The organism is Collinsella sp. AM13-34, from assembly GCF_003473055.1.
Lineage (GTDB): Bacteria > Actinomycetota > Coriobacteriia > Coriobacteriales > Coriobacteriaceae > Collinsella.
This window is the reverse complement of the sequence record NZ_QRLE01000002.1, coordinates 25,273-46,512: the sequence shown is the minus strand read 5'-3', so window position 1 is coordinate 46,512 and position 21,240 is coordinate 25,273. Positions and strand designations below refer to the sequence as shown.

17 protein-coding genes and 1 riboswitch are annotated in these 21,240 nt (G+C 55.7%); of the genes, 12 read left to right on the top strand and 5 right to left on the bottom strand.

Annotated features, from left to right (window positions below):
* Nucleotides 1-199: 199 nt before the first annotated feature.
* Both DW151_RS10475 and DW151_RS10470 read left to right on the top strand, forming a co-directional pair.
* A complete protein-coding gene (locus tag DW151_RS10475) occupies nucleotides 200-1,327 on the top strand; it encodes a hypothetical protein (protein WP_147327747.1) in 1,128 nt (375 codons plus the stop codon).
* A 31-nt stretch (nucleotides 1,328-1,358) separates the two neighbouring features.
* Nucleotides 1,359-1,697 carry a hypothetical protein gene (locus DW151_RS10470; RefSeq protein ID WP_147351743.1) on the top strand — a complete coding sequence of 113 codons (339 nt, stop codon included), beginning with the start codon at nucleotides 1,359-1,361 and terminating at the stop codon, nucleotides 1,695-1,697.
* A gap of 54 nt (nucleotides 1,698-1,751) precedes the next feature.
* On the opposite strand, the gene DW151_RS00890 is transcribed toward DW151_RS10470, so the two are convergent.
* The gene (locus DW151_RS00890) at nucleotides 1,752-3,059 is read right to left on the bottom strand and encodes a hypothetical protein (protein ID WP_118334039.1); all 1,308 of its coding nucleotides are present in this window, start codon (nucleotides 3,057-3,059) and stop codon (nucleotides 1,752-1,754) included.
* 136 nt (nucleotides 3,060-3,195) lie between these two features.
* Nucleotides 3,196-4,149, bottom strand: coding sequence for a hypothetical protein (locus tag DW151_RS00885; RefSeq protein ID WP_118334037.1), 954 nt, complete (start codon nucleotides 4,147-4,149; stop codon nucleotides 3,196-3,198).
* A 171-nt stretch (nucleotides 4,150-4,320) separates the two neighbouring features.
* Between DW151_RS00885 and DW151_RS00880 the strand changes: the two genes are divergently transcribed.
* The 9 genes from DW151_RS00880 (at nucleotide 4,321) to DW151_RS00840 (ending at nucleotide 15,552) form a co-directional block, all read left to right on the top strand.
* Complete coding sequence (locus DW151_RS00880; RefSeq protein ID WP_055251482.1) at nucleotides 4,321-4,542, top strand: hypothetical protein; 222 nt, start codon at nucleotides 4,321-4,323, stop codon at nucleotides 4,540-4,542.
* 100 nt (nucleotides 4,543-4,642) lie between these two features.
* Complete coding sequence (locus DW151_RS00875) at nucleotides 4,643-4,924, top strand: DUF2087 domain-containing protein (protein WP_055251466.1); 282 nt, start codon at nucleotides 4,643-4,645, stop codon at nucleotides 4,922-4,924.
* Nucleotides 4,902-6,086 (top strand): MFS transporter, encoded by a 1,185-nt coding sequence (locus DW151_RS00870; protein WP_118334035.1) that lies wholly within the window; start codon nucleotides 4,902-4,904, stop codon nucleotides 6,084-6,086. Before DW151_RS00875 ends, DW151_RS00870 begins: the two co-directional genes overlap by 23 nt.
* Before the next feature lie 7 nt (nucleotides 6,087-6,093).
* Nucleotides 6,094-8,415, top strand: a complete 2,322-nt coding sequence (locus DW151_RS00865) for a radical SAM protein (protein WP_118334034.1) — start codon at nucleotides 6,094-6,096, stop codon at nucleotides 8,413-8,415.
* A gap of 312 nt (nucleotides 8,416-8,727) precedes the next feature.
* Complete coding sequence (locus tag DW151_RS00860) at nucleotides 8,728-10,728, top strand: NAD(+) synthase (RefSeq protein WP_118334032.1); 2,001 nt, start codon at nucleotides 8,728-8,730, stop codon at nucleotides 10,726-10,728.
* A 117-nt stretch (nucleotides 10,729-10,845) separates the two neighbouring features.
* A complete protein-coding gene (locus tag DW151_RS00855; RefSeq protein ID WP_006234344.1) occupies nucleotides 10,846-12,009 on the top strand; it encodes a pyridoxal phosphate-dependent aminotransferase in 1,164 nt (387 codons plus the stop codon).
* A 201-nt stretch (nucleotides 12,010-12,210) separates the two neighbouring features.
* Nucleotides 12,211-13,161 carry an L-lactate dehydrogenase gene (locus tag DW151_RS00850; protein WP_006234343.1) on the top strand — a complete coding sequence of 317 codons (951 nt, stop codon included), beginning with the start codon at nucleotides 12,211-12,213 and terminating at the stop codon, nucleotides 13,159-13,161.
* 114 nt (nucleotides 13,162-13,275) lie between these two features.
* Nucleotides 13,276-14,436 carry a DUF2974 domain-containing protein gene (locus DW151_RS00845; RefSeq protein WP_118334030.1) on the top strand — a complete coding sequence of 387 codons (1,161 nt, stop codon included), beginning with the start codon at nucleotides 13,276-13,278 and terminating at the stop codon, nucleotides 14,434-14,436.
* A 111-nt stretch (nucleotides 14,437-14,547) separates the two neighbouring features.
* Nucleotides 14,548-15,552 carry a nucleoid-associated protein gene (locus DW151_RS00840; RefSeq protein ID WP_022094136.1) on the top strand — a complete coding sequence of 335 codons (1,005 nt, stop codon included), beginning with the start codon at nucleotides 14,548-14,550 and terminating at the stop codon, nucleotides 15,550-15,552.
* A 243-nt stretch (nucleotides 15,553-15,795) separates the two neighbouring features.
* On the opposite strand, the gene dapD is transcribed toward DW151_RS00840, so the two are convergent.
* Genes dapD through dapA form a run of 3 tightly spaced genes read right to left on the bottom strand, consistent with a single transcriptional unit; the run spans nucleotide 15,796 to nucleotide 19,597 of the window.
* Complete coding sequence (gene dapD / locus DW151_RS00835; protein ID WP_117757345.1) at nucleotides 15,796-16,515, bottom strand: 2,3,4,5-tetrahydropyridine-2,6-dicarboxylate N-acetyltransferase; 720 nt, start codon at nucleotides 16,513-16,515, stop codon at nucleotides 15,796-15,798.
* A 39-nt stretch (nucleotides 16,516-16,554) separates the two neighbouring features.
* Complete coding sequence (gene dapB / locus DW151_RS00830) at nucleotides 16,555-17,295, bottom strand: 4-hydroxy-tetrahydrodipicolinate reductase (protein WP_199579867.1); 741 nt, start codon at nucleotides 17,293-17,295, stop codon at nucleotides 16,555-16,557.
* Entirely contained in the window at nucleotides 17,288-19,597 is a 2,310-nt protein-coding gene (gene dapA, locus DW151_RS10695; RefSeq protein ID WP_118334028.1) for a 4-hydroxy-tetrahydrodipicolinate synthase, read from the bottom strand. The genes dapB and dapA overlap by 8 nt, the downstream gene beginning before the upstream one ends.
* A gap of 65 nt (nucleotides 19,598-19,662) precedes the next feature.
* A riboswitch (Lysine riboswitch) is annotated at nucleotides 19,663-19,831 on the bottom strand.
* 145 nt (nucleotides 19,832-19,976) lie between these two features.
* Here dapA and DW151_RS00820 point away from each other — a divergent pair.
* On the top strand, nucleotides 19,977-21,164 hold the full coding sequence (locus tag DW151_RS00820) for an N-acetyldiaminopimelate deacetylase (protein WP_118334026.1): 1,188 nt from the start codon (nucleotides 19,977-19,979) through the stop codon (nucleotides 21,162-21,164).
* Nucleotides 21,165-21,240 lie beyond the last annotated feature (76 nt).

The window sequence follows — 21,240 nt, the reverse complement described above, 5'->3', positions numbered from 1 at the left end:
TCATAATCAAAGTCATCTCTTTGGGATTAAAGCCCGTTTTTGCTATGAGTGATTTTCTAATTCCGTTTAAAACGTAAAGACGTATTGGGCTACAAGGACATAAGCAAATCGAATTGAAATATAACCAGTGCTGTAACGTTACAAAAAAGGTTATAGAATAGGAGTATCTTATAAGTCGCTCCTCTAGAAAGAAGAACATATGCTTTCGCGTCGTCGTTTTCTGCAACTTGTCGCGTCTTCAATTGTCGCCTTAGCCGCACGTCCGAAAGAGGTTTTTGCTTCGACGGGCAATATTGATGGTGAGCAGATACAATTTACTTCAGAAATTGCGCAAGAGCTTGCCGATAAATATATAAAGGGACTCCTCGGCTCTTCGTATACGCCCTCTGACCCTATTCCTTTTGTAGACGTTGATGGGTCCCCGCTTGGCTACATTGTTCCGGTTGTGACATTCAATAGAGCCGCGGGCTATTTGGTTTTAGATGCTTCAGATGATGAAATACTTACGGGATATCGTTTTGGAGACGGCTTAGTCAGCCCTATGGATCGGGGAGGAGATCTTGGTGTTGAGTCTTATTCTTTCAATAACCCAGTCGTAATGATCAATCCATTCGAATTCGGTGTGCAATCTTTGGACGGTTCAATAACAACAAATTGCGGAAGAACAATTCCGGCTGTTTCCATAGAAGGACGGCCTGTCGTTTTATCGAATAAACCTTCAAGCTGGAACGATGTCGTAATTTACGCAACTCAAATGCAGGATTACACAGTATCTGGATTTCGTTCCATTTCTCAGTTTATGTCATATGATGAAAGCGAGATTAAGAGGCTTACTGCCCACTATGCTTGTATGGTGACAGCTTTTTCGAACGTTGCGGAACTGTATGGCATTGCCAATTTATATAGCGACCCTTCGCAATATATGCAGATATGGAATTACACCAATACCCATGCTCTTTCCGATGAAGAACAGACTGTTCCCGGCGTTGTTTTGGGCGGAACGCCGATATCAACCTGTGCAACGGGGTTTACAAATTACTGCGCAAGCAGAGGAAGTACTCTTATCGCCCGCACTGTCTCCTCTCCGGCTATCGCGAGCATTCAAAATGAGATTAACTCTAATAGACCGAATGTTTTACATGCGAGTTTGTACAACGGATCAGCCCATTCTGTAACAGCGGAGGCTTACGCCACACTTACTGGTAAGAAAACTGGAGAGACAAGGCAGATGATTGGCATAGCGGACGGCTGGAATTCATCTTTATCCTTCCTGAAGTATGATCAGAGCTATTATGCGTGGACTTATGGAACGACTTTTTCGAAGTAGGGCGATTCGTCTAGCTCTGTCTTTGGTGCTGATGGCTTCATTGGTGGGCTGTTCAACAAAGGAAGAGATACCGCGCGGAGGTTCCGGAGAAGTGACTGCGACAGACTCAGGTTCATTAGAAATAGCTGGCGGGCATGCCGATGTGATGTTACAAGGAGAAGGCGTGCTTAGGTCGATTGATGCTGAAGACGCTGTCTGCTCAATAGAGGATTTGAAGACAGGTGAAACTGCATCGTACCGAGTTTCAGATAATGCTGCGAATATGATTGAGTCGATACCGACTGGAGCGCAGGTTTCTTTTAGATACTTTGCTCCGCAACTTGAGGATGAGCTTGCTTCTCTGGTGTCTATATGCGCCGATGACAACTAAAAGGCCTGAATTCAAACGGCCTCGGATGGTCAATTGGCTATCCGAGGCCGTTTTTTACTCGACCGGGGCTTCGACCTTGTCGATGGCCCAGGTGGCTCCGAGGCCGCCGGTGGTGTTGCGGCGAATGCGTACGGTGACTTCGTGGCGTTTGCCGGCCTGTGTGTAGCGCAGGGGGAAGCTCGCGCGGTTACGGCCGGCCTCGATGGTACCGCGCTCGCGAGCGATCCAGTAGTACTCGCCGACGATGCCGAGGGTGTCGGCGCCGTAGGGGAGATAAGTCGACAGCTGGTGCAGCAGCGGGCTAGGGCAGAAGACCTCGGTCGCGAAATCGATGGGGAAGTCCCCGGGGATGGTCGGTGCTGCGGGAGCGGGGGCCGATGCTGAATTGGGGACCGGAGTCGGTGCAGGTGTGGGAGCCTGGTCACAGGCGGGTGCGGATGCGGACTCAATGACAGGTGCAGACTCAGATGCCGCTTCTGGCTTAGCTATGGAATCTGTCGGTTCCACGGAGATGGACGTGTCTTCGGTCCCGGTTTTGGCATCGGCCTGCGGAGTGTCCTCTGCCTCGACGTTCGGCTTGGCCTCGACCGGCGTGGATACCATGGTGGTGATGCCGGCGTTGGCGTTCTCGGGGTCGTAGACAACCGTGAGCGAGATGGCAGGCTGGGGCGCCTCGGGCTCCGGTGTTGCCTCGGCAGCATCTTGATCCGCGAGCTCGTCGGACTGATTGTCCTCGGTGTTGTCGCCAAAGACATCGTGGTTCTGGAACACGGGCGCCTCGGGCTGGCCAGCCGCCTCTTCGGTTGTCGACTTGGATGCCTCGTTGAGCTCAGCAGTGGCTTCCTGCTCGGATATGACTTCAGGATCGGTCGTGGCGGCGATTTCGGTTTCGGTTTCTACTGCTACCTCAATAGCGACTTCGATCTCTGTCTCGGGCTCGGGCTCCGGCACAGCTTCAACCGCGGCTTCTGGTTCGGGACGCTTAACGTGCTTGGGGCGCACAGCCTTGAGGTCCTTCTCACTGCGCTTTTTCTTTTTGTAGGACTGCTTAGCGCCCTTGGCGGTCTTGGGCTTGTCCTCGCCCTTGGCAAGTGCGGCATCCCAGGCCTCGTTGGCGATGACGGTGGCATACAGGCGACCGCCCTTAAAGACGGTCAGCTTAATGCAGTCGTCAAGCTCTTCGAGCAGCTCGCGCGTGGATTCGAAGCCCAGGTCATAAGCGGTCATGTCGCCAGCGGTGAGCGCCTCCTCGACCTGTGTCATAAACGTTTGCTTGCCACACCCAATCGCATCGCGCAGCAGGCGATACAGATAGATGTGGTTGCCCAGCGATAGCGTGGGCCTAACTATTGTCTTGCTCATGGCAAATCTCCTCTTTACACATGTAAAGCATCTTACCATCGCATGGCGCTCGCCATGACGGCGCCCAAGGCAAACGGGCGCGAACCGCTGTCGATTCGCGCCCGTTGTACAGGTTGCCTATCTGGGGATGCAGTGCCTAGTTGCCCGATGTCGTGCCTTGGCTCGAGCTGTCAGATGCCGTGCCGGACGCGGTTCCGCTCGAGCTGTTGGTGTTGCTGCTGTCCGCTGTGCCCGTTCCCGAAGTGCTGTCGCTCGTCTGGCCTCCCGTGTTCGGCTGTGAACCGTCAGTTGTTTGGCTTGAGTTGGTCGTGTCGGACGGCGTGCCACTGTTGGCCGTAGAGGAATCGGTGCCCTGCGATTGGTTTTGGGTGTTCGAGGACGAATCGGCAGAGGTAGAACTGTCTTGCGTGCCGTCCGCCTGTGTCTGCTGATCTTGAGACTGGGTGTTGCCATTTGCATCGCTCTCGGTCGTGCGCGACGAAAGGATTGGCTCGGGGCGCTCGCCCAGACCCTCACCGGCGGTGGTTATAAGGATGGCGCCGGCGCAGGCGATAACCGCGACGACGGCGATGGCGATCGAGAAGATGATGACCTTCTTTTGCGTCTGGCTGCGCTCTTCCGCCGCCTTGGCGCGCAGGCTGTTGGGGGCGACGCGCGCCGTGGTCGCGCGTCCCGTGACCTGACGCATCTCCTGCGTAGTCGCGGCGCCGCCCAGGTGCTCCTCGGCATTAAGCTCAACGGGCTCATAGGCGCCGGCGGGGTAGTCGACGGCGGCGTGCGTACCTTTGAGGGCTTCGGCGCTGGCAGAGATAAAGTGGCGGTAGACCTGCGAGGACACAACGGTGATGACCGAGCTCACGGCGGCACCAATTACTGAACCAGCGATACCAATCTTGGAGGCAAGCGCCACGCTCGTGGCGGCAGCTGCGGCGCCGGCGATGATCTGGGGAATGGAAATGTCATCGAACAGGCCCTTTTTGGGCGCGATGGCCATGGTCTGTCCGATGGAATGGTTCTCGTGCACGCCGTTGTTGAGCGATGCCGGCGTCATGACGCGCGTGCGCGGCGCGTCGGTGTACTTGGTTGTCATACGGGGTCCTCCCGGTGTAAATCTGCTTCGTTTCGTGTAGCCATCAGGGTACCCACCAGATGTGAATCGTACGTGACATTTAACAGATACCATCAACTCATCAAGGGGGCCTGCTGTCTTTGGTGCAATAGCTTGATGCTAAACTGGATTTATGTTTGCGAGGTGGTTTACGTGATGTACCCGTATATGACATTCGAAGATGGAACCGAGGTCATTCATTCTGACCTGATTACAGATGGCGATATCGAAAAGGTTATCGTGCATTTTGAGCGACCGACGGCAGAGGGCTTCGACTCCGCTCGTTGTGAGTTGCCTTCCTGTTCGTGGACTGACTGGGAAGGGCATTTTACTCAGAGTGAAAAACGAGCTTTCGAAGAGTGTCTGAGCAAATAATTTAGATTAGTTCGAGTTTAGTTCGAATAAAGAAGCTGAATGCGATGACCTAAAGCGTATGCATTTTTAGTATTAGATGCGTATGAAATGGAGGATGTGAATGGATGAGCTAATAGACTTTAAAAAACGATTTCTCAAGAATGGCGAGCTGGTTTCAATTCCAAAAAAGGAAAGCTATAAAAGAATCATGCTGCTATGGGCCGTCTCTTTCTTTGAATTAAATACAAGTTATACGGAGCTTCAGGTTAATCGTGTGCTTTCACAGCTCTATCCTGATTATGCCGTGTTGAGGCGGTACTTGGTTGATTATGGATTCCTATTAAGGGATGAACGAGGCCTGAAATACGAGGTTAATCGTGATGTTCACGGTATTGAGAGCTAGCCGTCCGGTTCGGGTCCTATATATTGCTAGAGGGATAAGCGAAATAGGCAATTGGTGTGCGAATATTGCTTTGCCAATGCTGATTTACGAGGTTACTCACGATGTTTCTGCAACTGCTTTGATGGTCTGCTGCAGATTTGCCCCCTCTCTGTTTTCAGTTGCGCTCGCGCAGCTGCCTCAGAAGATGGGTATCGAGACACTGCAGGCCATGAGATTGGCAGACTTAATTCGCGCGGGATTATTCGTTTGCTATATTTTTGTTGATAGTAAATGGAGTATGTTTGCTATTACGTGCGCGGTATCGCTTTGCCGAACGGTAGAAATGCCCTGCTTTTACTCGTTGTTAAGAGCCAATACGAATAGTATCAATCGCGACGTAATTAATAATTCGTTTGGGTTCCTGCAGAATTTGATGATGGTTCTGGGGCCAGTTGCCGGCGGTTTTGTTGTCGCTCAATTTGGGGCGGAGGCTGTTCTTGCATTAGACGCGCTTTCTTTTGCCGCGTCGTTCTGGTTGCTGCGAGATGTTCCGTCGGTTATCGAGGTTAATGATAAAGAGGGAATAAGCAAAAATGAAAAAAACAGGACTGCATTTAGTGATCTTAGCGCGAAGCACTTGGCAATTGGTTTCCTATTAATCGATATTTCTAGTGGCGTGGCATTCGGCTCTCTGAATTCTCTTTTGCCAGCTATAGCGCAATTGCAATTTGACTCGTCATCGATACAATACGGATTCCTTCAGAGTAGTCTTACAATCGGACTGTTGTTCGGAAATACAATATATGGTCGTTTAATCAGTGGTTCCGATTGCGTTAAATCATATTGTTTTGTGACGTATCTTGCGCTCGGTGCGTATCTGGCGTTTGGCTATCGCTATGCGTCTGGGATATCGTTTATTTTCCTTTTTATCGTCGGTGCCGGAAACGCCATTCAAGATGTGCTTCTCATAACATCGCTGCAGGATTTGGCGAGAGACGGATCTGAATCGATAAGCCTGTTTTCAATTAGGGAGTCTTTGCAATCGGTTGCCGTTGTTATTTCAACACTTCTTGTTTCGCTGTTCACGAGCATCGCGATGTTCTCAATTCTCGTTACAGGACTTGGTGTTTTTTCAATTATGATGGTAGTTATGTTTCAATTGAATTATTTGCGAAAGACGTGACGTTGATATGCCTAAAACGCTTTTAGTATTTCCCCCAGGATGGAGTCCAGTGGGGCCGTATCTTGCCTTGCCTATTTTGAAGTCATATCTTCAAGAGGTTGAACAATACAAAGTTGACATTGTTGACTTAAACGTGGAATTTTACGATGACCTCCTATCTTTTAGACATGTCGAAGAGTGCTGTAAAAGGTATCGGGAATCAAAGGATTCGTTTAGTTCGAATGTTCAATTAACAATCGAGTTGATACAAAAGTCGGCACTTAATGTTGACGAGGCAAAAGATATTTTCAGATCGAAGAGATACTTTAATCTAAAAGAAAGACAATATGCTGAAAACATTTTTAGAAATGCACTCTATATCATAAATCACGTCTCATATGGAGTTAAATACACGTTCAACTCCATAGATCTGCCCTATGATTATTATTCGACACCAGAAATAATGAAATCGCTTGCGGATACCTTGCATAATCCGTTTATTTCCTTCTATGAAACTGCCTTTCTTAAGCGTATTCAGAGGGAAAAAATCCAGTTTATTGGGATTTCGGTGAGCGGCTGTTTCCAATTGATTTCTGCAGTTACGTTAGCGAAACTGATTAAAGAAGAATGTCCATCTGTTAAACACGTCTCATTGGGCGGCAATTACATTACTCGTTTAGCAGATGACTGCATGAAAGAATGGCATCCCTTTTTTGAATACATTGATTCGATAATGATGTATGACGGCGAAGAGCCGCTTGCACGTCTTCTTGAGGCTCTTGACTCTGGTGATGACAATCTCGACTGTGTTCCAAACCTTTGCCATGCTAAAGGTGGAAAGATATATAAAAACCATCGGATTGAGCAAACATTTATCAACGATACAGTTCCCGATTTCGATGGCTTCGCCCTTTCTAAATACTTCATGCCTGAGTTAATATTGCCGGTTTATTCCTCTAGGCAGTGTTTTAATCATTGCGCCTTCTGCACCATTCCCGGTGCTACCGGTGGTTGTTACCGAAAGATGCCTATATCGAGAGTATTTGAAATAATGTGTCGGTTAAATGAAAAATACGGCACGAGAGTTTTCTCTTTTGTGGATGAAACATTCGAAGGCAAAAGAATGGAGCAACTCGCGGATGAAATAAACGCATCGGGAAAAACGTTTTTCTGGCATGGGGAAACGAGGTTCTCTCCAACCCTAAGTACAGAAGTTTTTAACAAGATATACCAAAGTGGATGTAGGCAGATTCAGTTTGGCCTCGAGTCATACAACCAAAGAGTTCTTGATCTAATGAAGAAGAACACGAGAGTTGATTGGATTGATCGCAATATCCATGATTGTCTCAATGCGGGTATTCCTGTTCATCTATTTTTTATGATTGGCTTTCCGACCGAAACTAAAGAAGAGGCTCTGAACACCTTAGCTTATACAGAGAATGTTTTGAATTATTCAAAACAGGTATGTGGTGTTCCATATTCCACGAGAGGATTTACGAATTTTGGTCTCGTTATGGGGTCGGATGTTTGGAATCATCCCGATAAGTATGGTGTCTCTGTAATGCCGAAGTCCCAATATGAGGATTTGCGCCTCGAAGTGGATTATGTTTCAGGCACTGGTTTAACTTTAAATGAAGCAAAATCCTTATCTGATGAGCATCATATTGATTTTTATATGCAAGAGGTCATAAACGGTAGCGACACAATTGACTTGCCCCAGCGGCTTCATATTTCAGAGGTGACCTGGATCCTAGATTCTATTCACGCTGTCAGGTATAAGGGACATTTGACCAAAGTAAAGCGACGGCTAACTAGTCTAAATCCAGCTAATCGAATCTGGCTGGATTCCAAGACCTCTGTCGTGCTCGTTGAGCCATTTGCCTACTTCTATAATTCTGAATACCATCATGTCTATGCTGTTTCCCAGTTGGTATACCTTAAGTTGGCCCGTTTATTGGAGGCCGATTGTAGCATTTCTCTTATTCTTGATCAGGGCGACCTCGAGCTGACAAGGGCGATAGAAGAACTGTTGCATTATGGATTGCTGAATACAAATATCGATGCCGATTATGTAATGCACGATAATGGTTTTCAATTGGTTAAAAGTTCGTTTGTTAAAGAAGTCGGACGCTCAAAAGAGGGGTTAAGAGTACTGCTGAGTTGTGCCACCCATAGAATGTGTGCGGTTAATGATTTTTCGTTCGCTTTGCTTTCGTTGTTTGAAAAGCCGATTACTAAGAACGAGGTGCGCGACATTTTGAAAAAAGAGGGACTATCGACAAACGAGGAGCAATTAAACAAGTTGGTTGATAATTGCATGAAAGCAGATATACTACAATTGATTAGATAGAGGAGGTTTCTGCATGGACGTTATTAACAAAGATCTCTTGGAGCAACTGAAAGAGTCTCAGGAAGAGGGCGTCGTGGTAGAAGTGTTCGACTTTGAGGACTACATGGATAAATTCTGCCATTAGTTTCGGAATTAACTTGCCTCGCTTAAAGGAGAAGTCGATTATCGATTTCTCCTTTTTTAATTAAAGATATTTTTGGAATACATGCTCTTAGCACAGGTTGGCGTCTCAGTAAACTGGGAGGTTGCTTTGGCTAGTTAGAGATATGTGAACGTCCGTTAGACTGAATCTCAGGGTAGAAGGGGCCTCCAGTGTCCAGATCAACAAGGCAATGCTGCGTTTCGGCTAATAAGAACGATGGCTTTTTGCGTGTGGCGGCGGCTTCGCCGCGGATTCGCGTGGCCGATGTCGAGGGCAATTCCGAAGTTGCACTGACGGCTGTTCGCGAGGCTGCCGAGCGCGGCGTTCGCGCGCTGGTGCTGCCCGAGCTTAACCTGACCGGCTATACCGCGGCCGACCTGTTCCATAACCTTACATTGCTGCATGCCTGCGAGACCGTACTGGCACATATTCTCGATGAAACTCGCGAGCTGCCGATCGTCTTTACCGTTGGCTTGCCCGTTGCGGTGGCAGAAAACATCTACAACTGCGCCGCCGTGTGCTGCGCGGGCGAGCTCTTGGGCCTCACGGCCAAGAAGTATCTGCCCAACTATGGCGAGTTCTATGAGCGCCGTTGGTTTGCTCCGGCGCCTGCGGATCCCGTGTGGGTTGAATTTGCCGGTCAGGGTCCGGTTCCGCTGGGTTCGGGGCTTGTCTACCGCTGCTGTGATGAAGGCGCTGAGGACCTGGTACTGGGCGTTGAGGTCTGTGAGGACCTGTGGGTGCCGGTGCCCCCTTCGACCGAGATGGCGCTTGACGGTGCGACGGTGATTCTCAACCCGTCGGCCTCGGATGAGATTATCGGTAAGGCAGACTACCGCCGCAGCCTTATCTCCAATCAGAGTGCGCGCCTGTACTGCGCCTATGCCTATGCGGATGCGAGCGAGGGCGAGTCCACGACCGATATGGTCTTTGCGGGGGAGAATCTCGTCTACGAAAACGGTTCGAAGCTCGCCGCGACGAAGCTCCTCACTTGCGATATGGCCGTCGCCGACGTTGACCTTGACCGCCTGGTTGCCGAGCGCCGTCGCTCGACGACGTGGACCCGCGCGGACGATGCGCCGGAGGCCACGACCGTTGAGTTTTCGTTTGAGGGCGTGCTGGCCGAAGAGCCTGTCCTGCGCGATGCCCTTGACATCGACCGCGTCTTCCCGCGTGCACCCTTTGTGCCGGCCGACCACGGCGACCTGGCTGAGCGCTGCGAGACCATCCTCGACCTGCAGACCGCCGGCCTCAAGACCCGCCTTGCCCATACGGGTACCAAGACTGCAGCCATCGGTCTTTCGGGCGGCCTGGACTCCACGCTGGCACTGCTTGTGACCGTGCGTGCCTTCGATGCACTGGGCCTGCCGCGCACGGGTATTACGGCGGTTTCCATGCCCGGCTTTGGCACGACGCATCGCACCAAGTCCAATGCCGAGTCGCTTGCCCGCGACCTGGGTGTGAGCTTCCGTGAGGTTTCGATTCACGCGGCCGTGGAACAGCACTTTAAGGATATCGAGCATGATCCGGCCGTGCAGGACGTGACCTACGAGAACAGCCAGGCCCGCGAGCGTACGCAGATTCTGATGGATCTGGCCAATCAGGCCGGCGGTTTTGTCATCGGCACGGGCGACCTGTCGGAGCTGGCGCTCGGCTGGGCTACCTACAACGGCGACCACATGAGCATGTACGCCGTCAACGCGAGCGTGCCCAAGACGCTTGTGCGCCATCTGGTGCGCTATGCCGCTGATGTTTTTGGCGGGCGTATTGCCGAGGTCTTGCTCGATATCCTCGATACGCCGGTGTCCCCCGAGCTTCTGCCGCCCACGGGCGACGGCGAGATTGCGCAGAAGACTGAGGATTTGGTGGGCCCGTACGAGCTGCACGACTACTTCCTCTACTACCTGCTGCGTTTTGGCTTTGAGCCGGGCAAGATCTACCGCATGGCGCTCAAGAGCTTCGAGGGCGCCTACGACGTCAAGACCGTTCACACGTGGCTGCGTACGTTCTACCGTCGCTTCTTTGCCCAGCAGTTTAAGCGCAGCTGCCTGCCCGATGGCCCCAAGGTGGGTTCGGTCACGCTCAGCCCGCGCGGCGATTGGCGCATGCCGAGTGACGCCAGCTCGCGCCTGTGGCTCGCCCAGATTGACGCGCTCAATCCGATGGACTAAGGTTGCCAAATTGAACCAAAACAGCGGGTGCAAGCGTTACACTTTTGCAATCTGATGGCCCGTATCGCGCGGCGCTCTTGTCGGAGCGCCGCGTTTTTCATATCGAAAGGTGGCACCATGCAGGCATCGCAGCGTCTCGACCGCTTTGGCGCGGAGGTCTTCGCCTCGCTCAACAACAAACTGCTTGCGCTGAAGGCTCAGGGCAAGACCATTTACAACATGAGCGTGGGCACGCCCGACTTTAAGCCGTACGACCACGTGGTCGAGGCGCTCACGCAAGCGGCCCAGGACCCCGAGATGTGGAAGTATGCCCTGCGCGACCTGCCCGAACTCAAGCAAGCCGTGTGCGATTACTACGAGCGTCGCTTTGGCGTTTCGGGCATTACGCCGTCTATGGTGCAGTCGTGCAACGGCACGCAGGAGGGCGTTGGCCATTTGGGCCTTGCCCTGCTCGATCCGGGTGACACCATTCTGGTTCCCGATCCGTGCTACCCGGTCTTTGAGGCAGGTGCCAAGATCGCCGATGCCAAGCTCGAGTACTATCCGCTGGTGGCGGAGCACAATTACCTGCCCTATGTGGCGGGTATCGATCCCGAGGTGGCCGATCGTGCCAAGTACATGATTGTGTCGCTGCCCGCCAACCCGGTGGGCTCGGTGGGCACGCCCGAGGTCTACGAGGAGATCATCGCTTTCGCCCGCGAGCACGACCTGCTCATCGTTCACGACAACGCATACTCCGACATCGTGTTCGACGGCGAGCCGGGCGGAAGCTTTTTGCAGTATCCCGGCGCGCTCGAGGTGGGCGTGGAGTTCTTCTCGCTCTCCAAGTCGTTTAACGTCACCGGTGCGCGTATCGGCTTTTTGGTCGGCCGCGAGGACGTGGTCTCTGCCTTTGCCAAGCTGCGCGGCCAGATCGACTTTGGTATGTTCTTCCCGATCCAGAAGGCTGCTATCGCCTGCCTGAACGGCCCGCGCGATGAGGTCGAGGCGCAGCGTCTGAAGTACCAGGAGCGTCGCGATGCCCTGTGCGACGGTCTTGAGGGACTGGGCTGGGAGCGTCCCAACGCGCATGGCTCTATGTTTGTGTGGGCCAAGCTTCCCGGCGGCCGTACCGATTCCATGGCGTTTTGCGAGGAGCTCATGGAGAAGGCCGGCGTTGTGGTGACGCCGGGTGCGAGCTTTGGGCCTTCGGGCGAGGGGCACGTGCGCATGGCGCTGGTCCTGCCGCCCGATCAGATCGCTCTGGCCGTCGAGGCTATTCGCGAGGCGGGTCTGTATTAAAAAGACATTTAGACGCGTCAATAGTTCGAAACCGATTTCGGGCAGTTATCTTACGAATTCTGCAAACAATTTCGGTAAACGGTCGATTTTTGGCTGCGAATAGGCGCATAATCAAAGTCCCGATTGGCTATATTGGGATTACGGCAAGCCGCTTGGGTCGTTCCCGGGCGGCTTGTTTGTGGAGAGAGATGGGAGAAAGTAATGGTTAACGAGAAGAAGGTCGCTATTGTCGGCTGTGGTTTCGTCGGTTCGTCTTCGGCGTTCGCGCTGATGCAGAGCGGTCTGTTCTCCGAGATGGTCCTCATCGACGTGGACAAGAACCGCGCCGAGGGTGAGGCCCTGGATATCGCGCACGGCATGACGTTTGCCGAGCCCATGAAGATCTATGCCGGCGATTATTCCGATGTCGCCGACGCCGCTATGATCGTCGTCACCGCTGGCGCTGCCCAGAAGCCCGGCGAGACCCGCCTGGACTTGGTCAACAAGAACGTCAACATCTTCAAGTCCATTATTCCCGAGATTAAGAAGTCTGGCTTCGACGGCATTCTGCTCATCGTCTCCAACCCGGTCGATGTTCTGACCTATGCCGCCATCAAGATGTCCGGCCTGCCCGAGGGCCATGTCATCGGCTCCGGCACCGTGCTCGACACCGGTCGTCTGCAGCAGATGCTCGGCGCCCACGTCGAGGTCGATCCGCGCGACGTTCAGGCCTACGTCATGGGTGAGCACGGCGACTCCGAGTTCGTCGCTTGGTCCAGCGCTCAGGTTGCCGGCGTTCCGCTGAACACCTTCTGCGAGCTTCACGGCCATCTGGAGCATGAGGCTGCCGAGAAGCGCATCGCCGAGGACGTCAAGAACTCCGCCTACACCATCATCGAGAAGAAGCACGCTACCTACTACGGCGTCGCCATGGCCGTTAAGCGCATCTGCACTGCCGTCATGCGCGATGAACAGACCGTTCTGCCCGTCTCCTCGCTCATGGTGGGCGAGTACGGCCTGTCCGATCTTGCCATCTCCATGCCGACCGTCGTTGGCCGCGACGGCGTTGTCTGCCGCGTCCCCGTGCCGCTGAACGACGACGAGCAGCATGAGCTCACCGCCTCCGCCAAGGCCCTCAAGGACATCATCGACAGCGTCGACTTCTCCTGCTAAATCAAGCTCGTTTGGGCAACAGGCTACAATGAAAGGCGTCCGGTCCACACGGTCCGGGCGCCTTTTTGGTGCAAAGTAACCCTACCCCAATGCGCCATTGTTGATGGGAGAGTCATGTCGGATTCACCTAACTTTTTGACCTATGTCCAGACGGCGTTTGATCCGTTTGAGGAACGGTCGTTCTGCGCGGTGGATAGCCTGGTCTTTGCGTGGCTGTCCTATTTGCGTTTGCCGGGTGATATGGCGGAGCTGATGAACTGGCAGGGCCTAGACGTACGCGAGCTGCTTCGTGCCGAGTGCTACCGGGACATGATTGGCGACCTGTGGGATCCAGAGGGGAGCAGGGCCTTGTTGGAGGCCGTGGCGGCAAGCCCTCGCTACCGTGGCGTGCACGTTTGCGGCTATCGTACCGTGAGTGATGCCGAGACGACGGAGCAGTTTGCGGCTATGACGTTCCGATTTCCGGCGGGGTTTAGCTATCTTTCCTTCCGGGGGACCGACAGCACGATTGTGGGCTGGAAAGAGGACTTTAACATGGCGTTCCGGTGTCCTGTGCCGGCCCAGGAATCCGCGGCGCGTTATGTGGACGAGGCAGCGGATACGATTGACGGGCCGCTTTTGTGCGGAGGTCATTCCAAGGGTGGAAACCTTGCGGTGTACGGTGCGGCGATGTGCTCCGATGTCGCCCGTGAGCGAATCGAACGGGCGTATTCCCATGATGGTCCGGGCTTCGTCGAGGAGTTTCTGAACGGCAACGCTTTCGCTGATCTATCCAGCCGAATCGACAAGACGCTACCTCGGTCGTCGATTTTTGGCATGATGTTCGAGACGCAGGAGGACTATGCCATCGTTGAGAGCACCGAGTTCAGCCTGCTGCAGCACAATCCCTTTAGCTGGGTGGTTGATGGTCGCGACTTCGTGTACTGTGAGCGCCTGTCCGCCGGCGCTCGATACGTTGATGGCTCCATTCGCGAGATGCTGCTTGCAGTGGGGCCTGCCGAGCGCGAGCGTTTTGTAGATGCGTTGTTCTCCGTGTTTGAGGCTACGGGTGCTGAGCGGTTTGCGGATATCGCCGGGAATCTGCGCGAGAGCCTGCCCGTGATGCTCCAGGCTGCGCAAGGTTTCGACAAGGATACGCGACGCTTTGTCTCGCAGACCATCGTGGCAATCCTTAAATGCGCGCTGCTGCCCAAACGACCCCAGATCGACATGTCCGCTGCCGGTAAGAGCCTGGCAGAACAGCTCGAGGCTTGGCAGTCCGAGCTCCTGCGCTAGCCATTGGTGTAAAGCAACCTGTCCTCGATGCACCAATCTTCGATGCGCTCGGGGAGGGCTCGACCGCTATACTGGTTCGTGCCGAAATCGATCTAGAACGGAATGCCGTATATGAAAATCAATCACGCGATTCTGCATATTCTGGACTTTGACTCTGCCGTCAACGTTATGAGCCAGCGCGAGCTCGATATCGAGAGCCGTACCGTGCGCAACTTCGTGACCACGCATCTGCGCCGCGCACGTACCTCGGCCGACAATAAACGCGCCACGTTTGCCGAGAACTCTGCGTTTGGCGGCGAGCTCAAGGGTTATTTCTTTGGCGAGCGCGAGTTTGTGGACCTGTCGCAGCAGATCGCGGAGTTCATCTCTTCCGAGCTCACCAAGGCCGAGAAGGCTGAGTCCACCGACGTGCTCGTGGCCGATTTTGACGACGATGAGGATGCCCGCTGGTTTGCCGTGATGCTGCTGGGCTCCAAGCAGGCTTTTATGCACGAAGTGGGCCGCGAGGAGGGGGAGGTGCGCAACGACATTGCGCGCCACTACGCCATTCTGCCGAACCCCTCGCAAAAGGTGCCGAGCTATGCCATCGTGCGCGCGAGCACCATGGAGATCGGCTACGTGGACAAGAAGCGCAAGATTGCCGGCGAGGACCGTATGCTTATCCCCGATGGCCTGCTGCAGTGCGACACGGGCGTATCGGGCAAGGAGGTCATCGACACCGTGACGCGTGTGGTTGAGGAAGTCGCCGAGGAGCACGGCGCCAACACGGCCGTGGCACTCGCCAAGGTTAAGGCCGCTGTGGCCGAGAAGGTCGAGGATGACGAGGAGCTTCCGCCCTGGGATATCGTCGATGAGGTCTTTGAGGACGAGCCGGTCATCAAGGAAAGTGTGCGCGCGGCACTGACCGAGGAGAAGGTTCCCGAGCGCGTTCCCGTGGAGCGCAAACAGGTCGAGCGCGCGGCGGTGCGCAATCATAAGATTCGTACCGATACGGGCATCGAGATCAGCTTCCCGGCCGAGATGGGTTCGAACTCCGAGTACATCGAGTTTGTCAACGAACCCAACGGCCTCATCTCCATCGAGCTCAAAAACATCGGCAGCATCGAGAATCGATAAGGGATCGAGCGGATTGACCGTAACGAAAAGGCCGAAGCCCTTTGGGACTTCGGCCTTTTTACTTGGGGCTTAATTACGCTACTGGTTGAGCATAGGTCAGCGAAAACGCCCCAGAGCGAGCAAGGTGACGTGAAAGAGGAGGGCATTGACCTTTTGGTCATGCCCGACGATTGAACGTCAGATTGCCGCTCTGGGGCGTTTGCAGCGTCGAGCCGTTACGCGGGTTGGTAAACCCGCGTAACCCTACAGTTGACGTAGTCCTTCCTCGAGACCGGTCTTGCTGTCGGTCTGGGCGTCGCGCATCTTGATGACGCGGGCGGGGACACCGGCCACGACGGCACCGGCGGGGACGTCCTCGACGCACACGGCGCCGGCGGCAACGACGGCGCCCTTGCCTACGTGCACGCCCTCCAGGACCACGGCGTTGGCGCCGATCATGACATCGTCCTCGATGATGACGGGCGTGGCGCTTGCGGGTTCAACGACGCCTGCCAACACGGTTCCAGCGCCGATGTGGCAGTTCTTGCCCACGGTGGCGCGGCCGCCCAGCACGGCGCCCATATCAATCATGGAGCCTTCGCCAATGACGGAGCCGATGTTGATGATGGCGCCCATCATGATGACGGCGCGATCGCCGATCTCGACGCGGTCACGGATGATCGCGCCCGGCTCGATGCGGGCGTTGATGCCCTTGAGGTCGAGCATGGGCACGGCGGAGTTGCGGCAGTCGTTCTCTACGTCGTAGTAGTCGATGGAGTCGGCATTGGCATCGAGGATGGCCTTGAGCTCATCCCAATCGCCAAAGACGGTCTTGCCACGACGGCCGCCGTAGACGTGCGCATCGCCCCAGGCAACCTTCATGCCGGGCTTCTCGCGCACATACAGCTTGACGGGCGTCTTTTTGGGCGCGGTGGCGATGTAGTTGATAATCTCCTGGGCATCCATCTCGGCTGCGTTACTCATATGCTGTTTCTCCTTTGCGTGGGTACGGTAGATAGCTGGTTAGGCGAACATGACCTGGTCGAAGGTGTAGAAGCCGGGGTCGCGGACGACGAGCTTTTGAGCGGCGGCCAGAGCGCCGTTGACAAAGATCTGGCGGCTCGTGGCGCGATGGCTAAGCGTGACTTCCTCGTCCTGGCCAAAGAAGCTCACCTCGTGCACGCCGGCGACGGTGCCGCCGCGCAGCGAGTGCATGCCGATTTCCTTGGGATCGCGAGCGCCGCACATGCCCTCGCGACCGTAGACAGGATGATAGCCAGCCTCAGGCTCGGCCTCGACTACAGCGTCGAGTAGCAGCTTGGCGGTGCCGCTGGGGGCGTCGACCTTTTGGTTGTGGTGCGTCTCGACAATCTCGCAGTCAAAGCCGGGCAGCTCGCGTGTGGCCTGTGCTACCAGATGACGCAGGGCTGCGATACCGATAGAGTAGTTGCCCGAATGCATGACACGGGCATTCTGGCCCAGCTCGCGCAGACGGTCCATCTGCTCAGGCGAATAGCCCGTGGTGCCCGAGACCAACGCCGCGCCCGTGCACTCGACATAGGCGACGACGGCATCGAAGGTCACGACGTTCGAGAAGTCGATGATGACGTCGGCTGCCGGGGCGCTCTCGAGCTCGGACAGATCAAAACCGATCTGGGCCACGATATCAAAAACGGGCTGCCCGGCGGCGTCGATAATGCCTTCGGCGGTAGTGCGGATGAGCGAGCCCATGCGGCCCGTTCCCATAATGACGGTCTTAATCAAGCAGACCAGCTCCCTTCAGAGCATCGGTAAGTGCGGCTCGCGTATCGTCGGCCATGGAGCACAGCGGCATACGGTAGTTTGCCTCGATCATACCCATCTGAGCGAGCGCTTCCTTAACGGGGATGGGGTTGACCTCGCTAAAGAGGGCATTGATGAGCGGCTGGCCGGCAATCTGGATATCGCGGGCGCGCGCTACGTCGCCGTCCAGATAGGCGCGGCACATGTCATGCACGAGCTGCGGCTGAACATCGGCCCACACGCTGATGGTGCCCGAGGCGCCCAGGCTCATGAGCGGCACGGTGAGGGCGTCCTCGCCCGAGTACATGCGGAAGTCATCGGACAGCAGGTGGGCGATCTTGGCTGCGTAAGCGACGTTGCCCGAGGCTTCCTTGATGCCCATGATGTTGGGGTGCGCGGCCAAGCGCTCCACGTTGCGCACGCTGATGCCGCAGCCGCAGCGGCCGGGGATGTTGTACAGGATGCAGGGGATATCTACGGCATCGGCAACGGTCTTAAAGTGCTGGTAGATGCCCTCCTCGTTGGACTTGTTGTAGTAGGGGGTAATGAGCAGCAGGCCGTCGGCGCCCAGGCCCTGATAGGTGAGCGACTTGGTGAGCATGGTCTGCGTGGAGTTGGAGCCCGAGCCGGCGATGACGGGGACACGGCCTGCAACCTGCTTGACCACCGCGGCGACAACGGAGTTGTCCTCATCGTCAGTCATCGTGGCGCTCTCGCCGGTGGTGCCCAGGGTGAGGATGGCGTCGGTACCGTTTTGCAGGTGGAAATCGATAAGGCGCTCGAGCGCGTCAAAGTCGACGCTTCCGTCCTTTTTAAACGGCGTGACGAGGGCGACGATCGAACCCTCGAGGTTGCGGATATCCATGTTCTTCTCCTTCGCTTCCGCGATCTGGATGCGTTTGTTCCACTGAGCGGCGACGGCCAGACGCTCGTCCTGGGCGCGACGGCGGGCACTTTCGGCGCGCGACTTGGCCAGCAGCTCTCGGCCGCTCGGCAGCACGTCGAGCGTGGCAAAGTAATCGCCCGGGCGCTCAGCACGGCGGATGAGGTCGGCCGAGCCATCGGGGCGCAGCAGCACCTCGGCGGAGCGCAGACGGCCGTTGTAGTTGTAGCCCATGGAGTAGCCATGCGCGCCGGTATCGTGGATCACGAGCAGGTCGCCCATGTCGATATGCGGCAGCTCGCGATCGATGGCGAACTTATCGTTGTTCTCGCATAAGTTGCCCGTGATGTCGTACGTGTCCGTGACGGGTGCCGCAGTCTTGTCGGCGCCACCCGGCTGGCCCATCACCGTAATGTGGTGGTAGGCACCATACATGGCAGGGCGGATCAGATCGACGGCGCTTGCGTCGACACCGATATAGTCCTTGTAGATTTGCTTCTCGTGGATGGCCTTGGTGACCAGGCAGCCGTAGGGGCCCATCATAAAGCGGCCCATCTCGGTGCGGATGGCCACATCGCCCATGCCGGCGGGAACCAGGATCTCGTCGTATGCCGCGTGCACTCCCTCGCCGATGGCGTGAATGTCGTTGGCCTGCTGCTCGGGCAGGTAGGGGATGCCGACGCCGCCGGATAGATTGATGAAGGCGACGTGTGCGCCGGTCTCGCGCTCCAGGCGCACTGCAAGCTCAAAGAGGATGCGCGCAAGCTTGGGGTAGTAGTCGTTGGTGACGGTGTTGCTGGCAAGGAATGCGTGGATGCCAAAGTCCTCAGCGCCCTTGGCCTTGAGTATGCGGAAGGCCTCGAAGAGCTGCTCGGTGGTCATGCCATATTTGGAGTCGCCCGGGTTGTCCATGATGCCGTTGGAGAGCTGGAACAGGCCGCCCGGATTAAAGCGGCAGCTGACCGTCTTGGGGATGGGCCCTGCGACGCGCTCAAAGAACTCGATGTGGCTGATGTCGTCAAAGTTGACGATGGCGCCCAGCTTGTCGGCGAGCTCAAAGTCGGCAGCTGGCGTGTCGTTAGACGAGAACATGATGTCGTGTCCCGTGATGCCCAGCGAGCGGGCAATCATGAGCTCGGTATAGCTCGAGCAATCGCAGCCGCAGCCGTATTCGTTGAGAATGGAGATGAGCGCCGGGTTGGGGTTGGCCTTGACGGCAAAGTATTCCTTAAAGCCCGGGTTCCATGCAAAGGCGTCGCGCACTTCTTGCATGTTGCGGCGGATGCCCGCCTCGTCGTATAGATGAAACGGCGTGGGGAACTGCTCGACGATATGCTCGAGCGTTACCTTGTCCACAAACGGCTGTTTGGCCGCATATGCCTCGTTGGGGGTCAATGCCATGTCCCGTAAACCTCGCTATCCAGACGGCGCCATCTGCGCATCGAATCCGCATAGCGTGGACCCAATGTCCGGATAGCGCTCCCGCATTGCTGCAGACAGTCCTGCGGGTGTTTCCCGCAGGCCCACCAGGTTGTTCGTGCCCGAAAAACCCAGTTCGGCGGGTTTCGCCTCCCCACGGGGTCAAAGCCTGCCGGCTCGCCCGCGGTTCTTCGTGCCCGCGCCTCTATCAAGTGGTAAAGACCCTACCACGTTGCACTTTACCAAACAAGAGTATTCGTATATAACGTTTAAAAAATGCAAGGATATGCTGGAAATAAGGGTGTAGCAATCTTGCGGCACAATAGATGGCAACCGACGCGCACCCATGAAAGGAACCTCTATGACCGAGCTCCAAGAACTCCGTCGTTATCGTCGCGACCTGCACCGCATTCCGGAGCTCGACTTCGATCTTCCGCAGACTATCGCCTATATTGAGGGCGTGTTGGCGCCGCTCGCCTGCGAGGTGACCCATCCGTGTCCCAGCTGCGTCTGCGCCTTCTTCGATGCCGGCACGGGCGCCGTGCATGCCACGGCGATTCGCGCCGACATGGACGCCCTGCCCATCGCGGAGGCAACGGGCGCGGCCTTTGCCTCGACGCATCCCGGTAAGATGCATGCGTGCGGTCACGATGGTCACATGGCCATGGCGCTTGCGGCGGCAACCTTCGTCGACCGTACGATCCGTGAGCAGCCGGGCGCCATTAAGCGCAATGTGCTCTTTGTGTTTCAGCCGGCCGAGGAGACGACTGGTGGCGCCAAGACGGTGTGCGAGAGCGGCGTATTCGAGCGCTACGGGGCGGATCGCATCTTTGGCTTCCACGTATGGCCCGATTTGCCCGCCGGCACGTTGGCGAGCTGTTCCGGTCCGCTGCTGGCGCGCTCAAGCGAGACGCACGTGCACATTCACGGGACAAGCATCCATATCGCCAAGACCTACGGCGTTCCCGTAAACGAATCGCACGATGCCGCGTTGGCGGCAGCGAAGTTTTTGGTTGCCGAGCGCGAGCTGATGGACGAGCTGGGCACCGACGAGCCCTGTATCGGCAAGTTTGGCCTGCTGCAGGCCGGTACCGTCTGCAATGCGGTGGCGGGGGAGGCCCATGTTGCCGGCAGTCTGCGCGTGTTTACGGACGACATGTTCGACCGTGCGCGTGAGGGCGTGCGCCGTGTACTCGACGAGGCATGCGCTGCAACGGGCTGCACGTACGATCTCGACTTTGCCGAGGGCTATCCGCCGGTCGATAACGACCCCGAGTTATTTGGCAGCGTCGCGCCTGCCTTGCCCGAGCTGCAGCTCGTGGACGAGCCGCTGCTGATTGCCGAGGATTTCGCGTTCTATCAGCGCCATCTGCCGGGCGTGTTCTTCCTGCTGGGCACGGGCGTGCCGGAGGGACAAGAAAACCCGAGCGATTCGGATGGCTGCCCTGCCTATGCCACAAGCGCCCTGCATACCGATACCATGCTCTTTGACGAGGAAATCCTACTCAAAGGCCTCGATGTCTACAAACGATTGCTTTTGCTTGACTAAGGCGTGAAGGACTATATGATCTAGAAAACACGAACAAACGTACGATATAATAGAGATGTAAGTCTGTAGAAACGTT